The sequence below is a fragment of the Pimelobacter simplex genome (genome assembly GCF_900114845.1).
In the GTDB taxonomy this organism is placed as follows: domain Bacteria; phylum Actinomycetota; class Actinomycetes; order Propionibacteriales; family Nocardioidaceae; genus Nocardioides; species Nocardioides simplex.
In genome coordinates, this window is record NZ_FOUK01000005.1 from 296,731 (window position 1) to 309,678 (window position 12,948).

At 74.7% G+C, this 12,948-nt stretch carries 7 protein-coding genes; 6 read left to right on the forward strand and 1 reads right to left on the reverse strand.

Translation table 11 applies throughout. From position 1 onward, the window contains the following. Positions 1-44 precede the first annotated feature (44 nt). The gene (locus BM223_RS21545; RefSeq protein ID WP_038676635.1) at positions 45-1,454 is read left to right on the forward strand and encodes a bifunctional cytidylyltransferase/SDR family oxidoreductase; all 1,410 of its coding nucleotides are present in this window, start codon (positions 45-47) and stop codon (positions 1,452-1,454) included. Here the strand turns inward: BM223_RS21545 and BM223_RS21550 are convergent. Next, positions 1,438-4,839 carry a CDP-glycerol glycerophosphotransferase family protein gene (locus BM223_RS21550; RefSeq protein ID WP_038676636.1) on the reverse strand — a complete coding sequence of 1,134 codons (3,402 nt, stop codon included), beginning with the start codon at positions 4,837-4,839 and terminating at the stop codon, positions 1,438-1,440. The two genes, BM223_RS21545 and BM223_RS21550, sit on opposite strands and share 17 nt — an antisense overlap. A gap of 217 nt (positions 4,840-5,056) precedes the next feature. On the opposite strand from BM223_RS21550, the gene BM223_RS21555 reads away from it, so the two are divergent. From BM223_RS21555 to BM223_RS28640, 5 genes are read left to right on the forward strand one after another with little or no spacing between them, the layout of a single operon-like run. After that, positions 5,057-6,157 (forward strand): glycosyltransferase family 2 protein, encoded by a 1,101-nt coding sequence (locus BM223_RS21555; RefSeq protein ID WP_038676638.1) that lies wholly within the window; start codon positions 5,057-5,059, stop codon positions 6,155-6,157. Positions 6,158-6,205: 48 nt separating this feature from the next. Beyond that, positions 6,206-9,778 carry a bifunctional glycosyltransferase/CDP-glycerol:glycerophosphate glycerophosphotransferase gene (locus BM223_RS21560; protein ID WP_038676640.1) on the forward strand — a complete coding sequence of 1,191 codons (3,573 nt, stop codon included), beginning with the start codon at positions 6,206-6,208 and terminating at the stop codon, positions 9,776-9,778. A gap of 5 nt (positions 9,779-9,783) precedes the next feature. Beyond that, positions 9,784-10,965, forward strand: coding sequence for a hypothetical protein (locus BM223_RS21565; protein ID WP_038676641.1), 1,182 nt, complete (start codon positions 9,784-9,786; stop codon positions 10,963-10,965). After that, the gene (locus BM223_RS21570) at positions 10,962-11,729 is read left to right on the forward strand and encodes a hypothetical protein (protein WP_038676643.1); all 768 of its coding nucleotides are present in this window, start codon (positions 10,962-10,964) and stop codon (positions 11,727-11,729) included. The genes BM223_RS21565 and BM223_RS21570 overlap by 4 nt, the downstream gene beginning before the upstream one ends. Further along, entirely contained in the window at positions 11,726-12,934 is a 1,209-nt protein-coding gene (locus BM223_RS28640; protein WP_141267156.1) for a hypothetical protein, read from the forward strand. The genes BM223_RS21570 and BM223_RS28640 overlap by 4 nt, the downstream gene beginning before the upstream one ends. Positions 12,935-12,948 lie beyond the last annotated feature (14 nt).

Sequence of the window (12,948 nt, forward strand, 5' to 3'; positions counted from 1 at the left end):
CGCCGGTTCCGCCCACGACGTACCCCCGTGGGAGACTGCGCCCCATGACCAGGAACGTCGCGGTCCTTCTCGCCGGCGGTGTCGGGAGCCGGGTCGGGCTCGACATCCCCAAGCAGCTCATCAAGGTCGCCGGCAAGACCCTGCTCGAGCACACCCTCGTCGCGCTGCACGACCACCCGGACGTCGACGAGGTGCTCGTCATGATGACGCCGGGGCACACCGACGCGGTCCGCGACATCACCCGTGGTGACGCCTACCCGAAGGTGACCGCGATCCTCGAGGGCGGCGACACCCGCAACGCGACGACGCAGCGCGCGATCGACCACCTCCTCGCCGGCAGCGACGACGCCGCCGAGGTCCGGATCCTGCTCCACGACGCCGTCCGCCCGCTCGTGACGCCGCGGATCATCGGCGAGTGCTTCACCGCGCTCGACACGCACCCGGCCGTCGACGTCGCCATCCCGTCGGCCGACACGATCATCGAGGTCGCCGCCGACGACACCATCTCCAGCATCCCGCCGCGCGCCTCGCTGCGCCGCGGCCAGACGCCGCAGGCGTTCCGGCTCGACGTCCTGGCCCGGGCCTACGAGAAGGCCGCGGCCGACCCGGACTTCACGGCGACCGACGACTGCTCCGTGGTCCTGCGCTACCTGCCCGGTGAGCCGATCATCGTGGTGCACGGCGACGACCGGAACATGAAGGTCACCGAGCCGATCGACGTCTTCATCGCCGACAAGCTCTTCCAGCTCACCGGCATCGACCTGCCCCGGGCCAAGGACGACGCCGGCTACCGCGCCGCGCTGGCCGGCAAGACGATGGTGGTCTTCGGCGGCAGCTACGGCATCGGCGCCGACATCGCCGAGCTCGCCCGCTCGTACGGCGCCACGGTGCTCACGTTCAGCCGCTCCACCACCGGCACCGACGTCGGCAAGCGCGCCGACGTCGCCGCTGCCGCGAAGGCGGCGGTCGCCGAGGCCGGCACGATCGACTTCGTCGTCAACACGGCCGGGGTGCTGCCGCGCGGCGAGCTGCTGACCACGTCCGAGGAGACGGTCTACGCCGCCACCGAGATCAACTACCTGGGCCCGATCTTCATCGCCCAGGAGTTCTACCCGCACCTCGCGGCCACCCAGGGCTCGCTGCTGCTCTTCACGTCGAGCTCCTACACCCGCGGTCGCGGCGGCTACAGCCTCTACTCGTCCGCGAAGGCGGCGACGGTCAACCTCACCCAGGCGCTGGCCGACGAGTGGGCCGAGGCCGGCGTCCGGGTCAACTGCATCAACCCCGAGCGGACGGCGACGCCGATGCGCACCAAGGCGTTCGGCGACGAGCCCCCGGGCACCCTGCTCGACTCGCTCACGGTCGCGCACACGTCGGTCGACGTGCTGCTCTCCGAGCAGTCCGGCCACGTCTACGACGTACGCCGCGACGACCCGTTCAGCTCGGGGGAGTGAGCCACCGGTCGACGAGGCGCGCCGCGGCGTACCCGTCGTCCAGCTCGGCGTAGTCGCGCCGGAAGCTCGCCCGCGCCTCCGCGAACTCGGCCGAGAGCCGGGGCAGGTCGCGCAGCCACGCGACCACCTCGGCGGTCGTGTCGACGTGCGGGCCGGGCGCGGTGGGCGCGTAGGGGATGACCCCGCCGCGGAAGCGGTCGTAGGTCGCGAGGTCCGGGACCAGGAAGACCATCGGCTTGTCGGTGAGCGCGTAGTCGAAGCGCAGCGACGAGTAGTCGAGCACGCCCGCGTCCGAGGCCAGGATCAGGTGGTTGACGTCGGGGTGGTCGGTCACGTCGATCACCCGCCCACTGGTCGCCACCCGGTCGTCGCGCACCCGCGCGTTGAACGCGTGCCCGCGCATCAGGATCACGTGGTTGTCGGGCAGCGCCGCCAGCGCCTCGTCGGGGTCGAAGAAGGTCACCCGCCGCGCGGTCAGGTCGTCGGCGGACAGGTAGTCGCGGAAGGTCGGCGCGTAGAGCACCGCGACCGTGTCGTCGTCGAGGCCGAGCAGCGCGCGGGTCCGGGCCCGCAGGTCGGCGCCCTCGGGCCGCAGCAGGACGTCGTTGCGGGGGTAGCCGATCTCGTCGACCGGTACGTCGTCCGCGCCGGCCGGGTCGAGGAACGCCTTCTTCAGCAGCGGTGAGGCATACCGGGCGGGCGAGACGAGCACGCTCCAGTCGCGGGTACGACGGTCGAGGCTGCCCACCTCGGCCGGGTCGTTGCCCATCTTCTCCCACCAGTCGTGGCCCATCAGCTTGTACGGGTAGCCGTGGAAGGTCTGGATCAGCGTCTGGCCGGCGGGCCGCTCGAACCAGCGCACCTGGTGGACGTCGACCATGTGGAAGCGCGAGGTCGCGATCGCCTCGTGCCACGCCCTCGTGCGCTCGACGACGCCGATCCCGCCCTCGGGCACGACCACGGAGCGGTCGGCGATCGACCAGTAGACGGTGAGGTCCGAGCCGCGGCGGACCAGCTCGTCGTGCAGCCCCAGCCCGTTGCCGTGGGCGTGCTCGCCGAACATCGCGCGCAGGAACACGCTGTCCTGCTCGGCGCGCTCGACCCGGCACGCCTCGCGCAGCAGCCGCTGCCGGCGCTCGCCGCGCTCGTCGTCGGCCAGGGGCGGCTCGACGACGACGCCGACGACGGGGCCGTCGGGGTGGGCGACGTCGATGCGGACCCGGTAGTCCGCGCGCAGCTCGGCCAGGGGGAGCGCGGCGGTCGTCGCCGGGGAGGGCGCGGCGCCGAACCAGTCGGGATGCCGGGCGTTGGCCAGCGAGAGCGTGTAGTGGCCCGCGCGCAGGCAGGTCGCCGGCTGGCCCCAGACGGACGCGGTCAGCGGGACCCGGACGGTCGCCGTCCCGCGGCCGGTGGGGGTGAGCGTGCCGGGGACGACGAGGCCGCCGTCGACGAGCGCGACCCGCCAGTCCGGCGGGCGGTCGTCGATCAGCAGGTCGGCCTCGACCGCGTCGTCGCTGAGCCGGACGGCGGTCACGAGCGCCCCCCGCGCCGGCGGGACGACGCACACCCGCCCGCGCCGGTCGGGCCGCAGGTGCGCGGTGACCGGCGCGTCCGGGTGGTGGTGGACGTGGCGGACCTGCGTGCCGTGCGCGACGACCAGCTCGAACCGGCCGGGACCGCCGAGCTCGTCGAGCGGCACCGCGAACCGCCCGTCGACCCGGCTCAGCCGGACCCGCTCGTCGCTCCCGGCCCGGCGCAGCCAGGCCAGCCGCGCGTCGAGGTCGAGGAGCAGCCGTCCGTCGTCGCTGGCGTCGACCGCGGCCGGACCGAGCCAGGCCGCCGGGGTGCTGACCCGCAGCTCGGCGCGCTCGAGGTCGTCGTGGTCGAGGACGAGGAGGCGCGGACCCGCCGCCGCCGCGGCGACGCCGGCCATCGTGCGCGGCCGGACGACGACCCGGCCGCGGTGGGCGGTCGCGCCGTGGGTGACGCTCGCCCAGAGGTCCCAGGTGCCGTCGGTCAGCTCGCCGATCTCGGCTCGCGCCGCGAAGCCGGACGGGGTGACGTCGGCGTGGTGCAGCCCGCTCGCGACGTCCGCCTCGGGCTCGTCGCGGCGGTGGGTGGGGAGGGTGACCTGCCGGCCGTCGCGCGCGACGAGCGTGAGCTCGATGCCGGGCGCGTCGTCCGGGCCGGAGAGGTCGGTGTTGTCGACGAACGCCCAGCCGGTGAGCTCGATGCTCCCGTCGGTGCTCCGGACGGAGGTCAGCTCGGCGCGCACGAGCGTCTCGACCGCGCCCAGCCGGACGGGTGCGGCGCCGCCGCCGGCACCGAAGTCGACCGTGCCGTCGGTGACCGGGTACTGCCGCGCGCTCCGCCGGACGCCCTCGAGGAAGCGGTTCGCGCCGGCGGCGTCGCCGGCGACGAGCAGCCCGTGCAGGACCTTCGCCCACGACGGCACCTCGGGCTCCGCGGCCGCACCCGCCTCGGCGACCAGCGGGGCCACCGCGGCCCGGACCGCCGTCCACACCGCCGGATCGGCGGGCCACAGCCCCGGCAGGAACCCGAGCAGGTCGTGGCCCAGCGCGACCGCCGCGCGCCGCGGCCCGTCGGTGCCGAGCAGGGTGACCGCCGTCGCGACGTCGGCCGCGACCTCGGTCACCGAGGCGCGGGTGAGCACGCTCCGGTCGTCGTCGGTCCGCCGCAGGGCGAGCACGTGGGGGAGCCACTCGACCGCTTCGGCGGCGTACGCCGCGCGTGCCGCGTGGGCCGCGTCGACGGCGCGCCCGGCACCGAACGCGAGCCCGGCGGGGGCGTACCACTCGCGGTCGAAGACGGACCGCGTCGCCGAGCCGTGCAGCGCCGCCTCGACCCGGGCGTCGCCGGACAGCCGGCGGCGCGCGTCGTGCAGCCGCCGCATGTCGTCGCTCACCGGCAGCACCCGTCCGCGCCGCTGCGGACGCTCCGCCGCCACCGCGTACGACGCCCCCGACTCCCGCAGCGCCTCGACCGCGAACCGCAGCCCGTGCCGGGTCACCGCGTCGTCGGCGTCGACGAACGCCAGGTAGCGCCCGCGCGCCGCGCTCGCCCCGTGGTCACGCGCCCGGCCGCGGTCACCGGTCGTGGTGAGCAGCCGGACCCGGCCGTCCTCGGCCCGGTGCTCGGCGACGATCTCGCGCGTCCGGTCGCTGCTGCCGAGGTCGACGACGAGGATCTCGGTGTCGGGCACCTCCTGGCGGCGCAGCGACTCGAGGCAGGCGGCGATGTGCTCGGCGGAGTCGAGGGCGGCCACGACCACGCTCAGCGTCGGCCGGGCCAGGCCCGAGGCCTGCTTGAGCCGCGCCGCGCGGCGGCGCACCGCGGCGGCCAGGGTGGAAGCGCCGCCGGTCATGGCAGGAGGCTACTTGTCCGGGCCGGGGGCCGGTGCGACCGCCTGCAGGGGTCCGCGACGTCCGCCGCTGTAACACGCTGTCCACCGCGCTTCGCGCCGGTTGTCATTGCTTCCACGCCGTTGCAGCGGGGGTTTTGCGACGACAACCGCCGACCAGTGCGGTGGACAGCGTGTTACCCCGCCTCGGCGGCGGGCGCTGTCCGGTAGGTTCGGCGCGATGTTCTCGCGTCGCCGGCCGCTCGTCAGCGTCGTCGTCCCCGTGTACGACGTCGCGGCCTACCTGCCTGCCTGCCTCGACAGCATCCTCGCCCAGCGCCACCGCGCGCTCGACGTCGTCGTCGTGGACGACGGCTCGACCGACGAGTCCGGCGCGATCGCCGACCGGTACGCCGAGCGCGACGACCGGGTGCGGGTCCTGCACGTCGCCAACGGCGGGCTCGGCGCGGCGCGCAACGTGGGTGTCGCCGAGGCCCGGGGCGACTACCTGACCTTCGCCGACTCCGACGACACCATCCCGCCCGACGCCTACGCCCGGCTCGTCGCCGCCGTCCGCAAGGGGGACGCCGACTTCGCTGTCGGCAACATCCTGCGGCTCGAGGGCGACCTCGGCGCCGAGCGGGAGATCCGGCTGCCGTGGATGGACGGCATGCACGCCCCCTATGTCGGCTCGATCGAGGAGCGTCCCGAGCTGCTCGGCGATGTCTTCGCGTGGAACAAGCTGTTCCGCCGGGAGTTCTGGGACGCCGCGCGGCTGACCTGGCCGGAGCGGATCCGGTACGAGGACCAGCCGGCCACGACGGAGGCGTACCTGCGGGCCGAGCGGGTCGCCGTCCTCGACGACATCGTCTACCACTGGCGGATCCGCGGCGACGGCAGCGCGATCACCGAGCAGCGCGCGACGGTCGCCGACCTGCGCGACCGCTGGCGCACCAAGCAGATGGCGCTCGACAGCACCCGTGCGCTCGGCTCGCCGGCGCTCCAGGAGGTCTTCCGCACCCAGGTGCTGCCTGGCGACATGTGGCGCTATTTCCTCCTCGTCCCCGGCGCCACCGACGAGTGGTGGGCACTGCTCGTCGCGATGGTCCAGGGCCTGTGGGGGGACGACGCGCTCGTGCGCAGCGGGCTCGGTCCCGCGCACCGGCTCACCGGGTGGCTGGTCACGCACGACCGGCGGGCCGACGCGGCGCTGGTGATGAGCCACCTCGCGAGCCTCGGGGGGCGGCCGATCGCGCGGGCCGACGGGCGGCTCGACGTCCCGGGGCTCGACACGACGAGCATCGACCCCGCGGCGCTCGCGCTGCGTCCGCACGAGGCCTAGCGCCCCGATACGATCGGCAGGTCCGTCCGCCGACCGAAGGAACCATCCGTGGCCCACGCCCGCGTCCGGGCCCAGCAGGCGCTGGTCCGCATCGCCAAGTCCGGCCCCCAGCGGATGCGCGGACCCGTCGGCCGGCTCACCCGCCGGCTGCGCCGCGACTACTCCGGGCCGATGGTGACGGTCGTCGTCCCGGTCAGCGACGACGAGACGACCCGGATCGCCCCCTTCTTCGCGGCGCTGCGGGCCCAGACCCACCGCAACCTCGACGTGCTCGTGCTGCCCTACGGCCGCAGCGACCGGGTGCGCGCGATCGTGCGGCAGGAGGCCGCGGCGGACTGGCGGATCCGGGTCCGGCGCCGTACGGCGACCGGGCTGGCCGCCGCGCGCAACGACGGCGTCCGCTCCGCGCGCGCCGAGCTGGTGCTGGTCGTGGGTGCCGGGGACGACCTCCCGCTGCCCGCCGTCGAGAGGCTCGTCGCGGCGCACGAGGCCTCCGGCTCGCCGCTCGTCGTCGGGCTGATGGGCGAGCCCGACGTGATCGGCTGGATCGCGGACTCGCCGTTCGCCGCCGCGCACCGCGCGGAGGTCCGCGGCACCACGCTGGGCGCGACGCCGATCGCGGTCACCGACCTCGGCCTCGGCAACAAGCTCTTCACCCGCGCGCTGTGGCGCACCGCGGGCGCCGGGTTCACCGACCGGCTCCCCAGCGGCGCCGACGTCGCGCTCGGGCTGCTGCGCTCGGCGGAGGCCTTCGACCTGCTCACCCACGTCACCTATCTCCCGACCGGGCGCCGCGACGGCGCCGCCGTCGGCGCCACCCCGGACGTGCTCAGCCGGCTCGACGGCTGGATCGAGGTCCAGGAGGGCACCTGGCGCGAGGTCGAGGCGCTCGGCCTCCCGGCCGTCCGGGACTGGTGGCTGTGGGGTGTCCTCGACGCCGCCGTGCAGCCGCTGCTGGCCAGCGCCGAGCGCGCCGACGAGCGGCAGTGGACGACGCTGCGCGACCACGTCCGCCGCTGGCTCGACGACGCCGGCCCGGAGGTCGTCGCCTCGCTGTCGGTCGAGTCCCGGGTCAAGCTCTGGCTCACCCGCAACGACGAGCGCGCCGTCCTGGAGCGGTTCGTCACCGCCCGCCTCTTCGCGTACGGCGACCACCCGACCGAGGTCCGCGACGGCCGGGTCTGGGCGCGTCTGCCGCTGCTCGGCGACCTGGACCTCCCGCCCGAGCTGCTCGCGCTCGCCCCCGACGAGACGCTGCTGCGGGCGGTCGTCCGCGAGGTGCGCTGGGCCGGCCCCGAGACGCTCACGCTCCTGGTCTGCGGCGCGATCGACAACGTCCACCTGGACGGCTTCCCCGAGGTGGCGTGCGCGCTGGTCGGCCCCGACGGCGCGCGGGTCGACCTCGCCGTCGAGCAGGTCCGCGACTGGCGGGGCAACCTCGCCGGGCGCCGCCACCAGGACTACTCGTGGGGCGGTGTGCTCGCGACGGTCGACGCCTCGGCCCTGGCGACCGGCTCCTGGAACCTCGAGCTCACGATGACCGTCGCGGGCGTGACCCGCACCGGGCTCGCCGTCCTCGCTGCCGACCACATCGCGGCCGACCGCGATGACGACCACCGGTTCGCCCCGCGCCCCGCCGTGGCCGCGGGCACCACCGTCCGGGTCGACCCGCGCGCGACCCCGGCCACGGTCGTCGTCGCCGTCGACGAGCAGCCGCGGCTGGGCGACCTCGCGGTCGCCGGCCGGACGGTCACCGGCACCGTCGCCGGCGCGGCCGCCGTCCGGGCGACCCTCGACGGGGCCGAGGCCCGCGCCGACGTCGCGCCCGACGGCTCGTTCGCGCTCACCCTGCCGGCGCCCGTCCCCGGTCGCCGCCGCTGGGTCCTTCACGCGCTCGGCCCCGACGGCAGCGAGCGCCCCGTCGCCTGGCCCGCCGCGGCACCCGACGCGCTCTGGCTCGCTGCCGGCGAGGGCGAGCTGGTCGTCACGCGCGGCTCCGCCGGGCGGGTCGAGCTCTGGGAGGCCGAGCGCGCCCTCGCCGTCGACGCCGTCGAGCTCGACGCGCTCACGCTCACCGTCCGCGCGCACTGGCTCGCCGCGAGCGCCCCGGCCGGCGCGACCATCGAGCTGGCCGGGCCCAAGGTCACGCTCGCCGGCGAGATCGGCGGCACCCCCGGCGCGCTCACCGTCGCCTTCGACCTGCGCCACGACCCGTGGGGCCTCGGCGCCACCCCGATCCCGCACGGCCGCTACCGCCTCGTCGTCCGGACGCCGGGCCGGCCGGCCGAGCAGCGCGCCTTCCTCGCCGAGGGCACCGTCGAGCGGCTGCACACGTTCACATCGGGCCCCGGTGCGTCGTACGCCGTCGAGCTGCTCCGCGTCGGCCGCGGCTTCGACATCGAGCTCACCCGTCCGCTCGAGCCCGGCGACCGGACGCCGTACGTCCAGACCCAGCTCGAGACCTGGGCCCGCGAGGGCGACATCCCCCTGGAGCCCGGCTCGGTCTACTTCCAGGTGTACGGCGGCTCGTCGGCCACCGACAGCCAGCTCGCGATCTACCACGAGCTGCGCCGGGTCCGCCCCGACGCGACCGTCTACTGGGGCGTCCTCGGCGCGCCCGCGACCGCCCCCGAGGGCACGATCCCCGTGGTCGTGATGAGCCGCGAGTACCACCGCGTGATGGCCGCTGCGGCCGACCTGTGCATGAACGTCGACCCGCCGCGCTGGTACGACCGCCGCCCGGGCCAGCGGCTGCTGCAGACCTTCCACGGCTACCCGGCCAAGTCGATGGGCCTGCGGATGTGGCGCGCCAAGCACTGGCCGCCGAGCCGGATCGCGCTGGAGCTCGAGCGCACGTCGGGGGAGTGGGACCTGATCCTCACCCCCTCGCCCGAGATGGACGTGCACTACCGCGAGGAGTACGCCTACGACGGGCCGATCCACAGCAAGGGCTACCCGCGCGACGACGTCCTCGTGTCCGACCGTGCTGACGCGATCCGCGACGACACCCGCCGCCGCCTCGGCATCCGGCCCGGCCAGACCGCCGTCCTCTACGCCCCGACGTGGCGCGACGACATGGCGAGCGCGTGGGGCAACGCCGAGCTCGTCCAGCACCTCGACCTCGAGTCGGCCGCCCGCGCCCTCGGCCCCGACTACGTCCTCCTCATGCGCGGCCACCGCTTCCACGCCGCCGGCCGCTCGGCCGACGGCGCGGACGCCCGGGTCCTCGACGTCACCGACTACCCGGAGATCAACGACCTGCTCCTCGCCTCCGACGTCGCCGTCCTCGACTACTCGTCGATGCGCTTCGACTTCGCCCTCACCGGGCGCCCGATGGTCTTCCTGGTGCCCGACCTCGCGTCGTACGTCGGCGGGGTGCGGGGCTTCCTCTACGACTTCCCCTCCTCGGCACCCGGCCCCCTCGTCGACACCGCCGACGAGGTCGTCGCCCTGCTCCGCGACGTCCCCGGCCTGCAGGCGCGGCACGCGGACGAGATCGAGGCGTTCAACGCGAGGTTCAACCGCTGGCAGGACGGTCACGCCGCCGAGCGGGTGGTCGCGGCGTTCTTCGGACCGGGCGCGGACTACGATCCGAACGACCCCGAGACGCGAAGGAGCTGACCTGCGTGACCCGCGTCGTCGACCTCCCCGACCCGCTCCCGGACGGGGGGCGGTTCCTGCACATCGGTCTCCCCAAGACCGGGACGACGGCACTCCAGCAGGCCCTCGACCGGGCGCGTCCCGAGCTCGAGCGGCTCGGTGCCCACAACGTGAGCCGGGACGCTCACGAGATGCGCGTCGGCCAGGTCGCCGCCGGCAGCCTCGCCGAGTTCTGGGGCGACCACTGGCAGGGCCGCTGGACCGAGCTGGCCGCCGATTTCCGGACGTCGGCGGCCCGGTGCACCTTCTGGTCGAGCGAGTCGCTCTGCCAGGCGCCCGACGACCGGATCGCCTACCTCGCCGAGCAGCTGGGCGGCGACGCGCACGTGGTGGTCACGCTCCGCCCGCTCGCCCCGCTCCTGGTCTCGCAGTGGCAGCAGGCGCTGCGGCGCCGCGGCATCCGTTCGCTGGAGGAGTGGGCGGCCGCGCAGTTCGCCGAGGTGTCCGCGTCGGGAGAGCTCACCGGCCCTCCGCGCCGGGTGATGGCACCGCTGCAGCGGTTCAACGTCGAGCGAATCGTTCGTGAGTGGGGCGACGTGTTCGGCGAGCACCGGGTCGTGCTCCTCGCCCCGGTTGCCGACCGCTCGCGCAACCTGCGCGCGTTCGAGGCGCTGATGGGCGTCCCGAACGGCCTGCTGCGCCCGACCGAGGAGGGCAACGAGTCGCTGCCCTACCCCGAAGCGGAGACCCTGCGCGCCTTCAATCGCACCTACACCGAGCGTGACGGCGATCATCCGACCTGGATGCGCGCGATCAACACCGGCGCGCGCGAACCGCTGCGCCAGCTCGCCCGGCACACCACGCCGTATCCGATCCGTGCCCCGCGTTGGATCGCCGAACGCGCCAACGAGTACGCCGCACGGTGGATCGATGCTGTCTCCGCGACCGCTGCGACCGTGGTCGGTGACCTGGGAGGGCTTCTCGTCGACCCTGCGGCCTTCGCCGAGGAGGTGGCGCCGCCGGAGCGCGTCAGCACCGAGTCCGCCGGCCGGCTGATGGACCTCGTCTTCGACGCCGGGCTCCGCGAGGCTGCGCGTGTTCCGGCAGCCACCCGGCCGGCCGACCTGACGACGTACGACGGCCGGCGCCTCGTCCGTGAGCTCGGCACGCGGCTCCGGCGCCGACTGCCTGGAGGAGGACGACGATGAGCACGCTGCTGATCCCCGCGCCCCGTGCGGGTGCCAACGTCTTCGCGACCGACGCCTGGTGGGACGACGTCGCGTCGGACGAGCCCGGCGTCGTGCGCGAGCCGGGGGTGGTCGAGGTGCGGCGCGACGACCTCCCCTGGGATGGGCAGCGCACCCTCCTGGTGCTGGGCCAGATCACCGAGCTGCTCGCGGAGCCGACCGTCGCCGCGATCGAGGCCTGGGCGGCCGAGGTGCGCGCCCTCGCCGCACAGCAGCCGGGCAGTGTCCATCTCGCGTTGTCGCTGAGCACGCCCCGCGCGTTGGCCGAGCTGGTCACACTTGCTCGTGGACACCGCTGGCCGCCGTTCGATGCCGGTGCCGCCGCCCGCTATCGCCGTGCGGACCCGGTGCCGGTCCCACCGACTCCGGGCGGGCAGCGCGCAGTCAGCGCCTTCGTCGATGCGCTGCTCGAGCAGGTCGAGGTGCAGGCCGTCTCGGGCTGGGCGACCGCTGCCGATGCGACCGCAGACGCGACCGCGTGCCTCTCCCGATCGCTCGATGCCGATCCTGACGTCTCCGACGACCTCGCCCTCGCACTCCGTGCCGCGGGCCGCGCGGCACTCACCACCTTCGAGGATGCCGGGCTGACCCTCAGCGGCCCACGCGACGCCCTGCTCTGGCCGGTGTCGGCCGTGCAGGGACGGATCCCCATCGACGTCATCGCCGATGCTGCGGTCGAGGCCATGATCGGGCAGCGCGAACGACCTGCCGAGGTGGTCCGGTGAGGCTTGCCGACGGCACGACGCTGCTCCATATCGGTCCCTACAAGACCGGCACGACGGCCATGCAGGGAGCCCTGTGGGAGGCACGCGAGGCACTCGCCCGACACGGGGTGCGCTATCCCGGCGAGCGAGCGCACGAGATGGGCGCCGCGATGGCGATCGCGGTCGGTCGGGTCGAGCCCGGCCAGGACTTCGCCGAGCAGCAAGCGGTCTGGGAGGCGATCGTCGCCGAGCTGCGCAGCGTCCGGCCGCGGATCGGCATCGTCAGCAGCGAGGTCTACTGCGAGGCGACCGACGAGGGTGCGCGTGCCGTGCTGGACGCACTCGGTCCCGCGACCCAGGTCCTCATCACGCTCCGGCCGATCGCCCGGCTGCTCGGGTCCCAGTGGCAGCAGTTCAGCCAGAACATCAGCATCCCGCCCTACGACGAGTGGCTGCGCGACATCCTCGACCATCCGGAGGGTGGCCGGCTCACCCCGACCTTCTGGCGACGGCACCGGCACGACCGCCTGGTCGAGCGCTGGGTCGACCTTGTCGGACCCGAGCGCGTGACGGTCGTCGTCGTCGACGACCGGGACCACGACGGGCTGCCGCGAGTCTTCGAACAGCTGATCGGTGTGCCGGCCGGCCTGCTCCAGACGCCTGCGGACCGCTCCAACCGTTCGCTCACGTTCCCCGAGACGCAGCTCGTCCAGGCGCTCGTACGGCGAACGACCGGCCCGCAGTTCGACCTGGCCGATCACACGCGGTTCGTTCGCTTCGGAGCGGCACGTGGTCTTCAAGCCGTCCCGCCGGAACCGGACGCGGAGCGCGTCCTCACCCCGGCGTGGGCGGTCGATCAGGCGCTCGCCATCGGGGCTTCGATGGCCGACCGGATCGCAGCGTCGGGGGCGACGATCGTGGGGGACCTGGGACTGCTGTCCGATCCGGCGCTCGCGCCGCCGACGGGCGACAACACTCCCGTCACCACGATCGACCCGGCCGTCGCCGCGGCACTGGTGGCCGGCGTGGTCAGCAAGCTGAGCGGAGTTCGGGGTGGTCCGAAGCCGCGCGTCGACGGAGGACCGATCGAGAAGGCGCTCTGGTCGCGCCACCACGCCGTCGTCGAGCAGTGGGAGTCCGTGCCGGCGACAGAGCCGGCGCGCCAGCGCTCGGGAGTGCGGAATCTTGCTGGTCGCCTCCGCCGTCGCCTCGGGCGCGATCGTTGAATGCCGTTCGGACT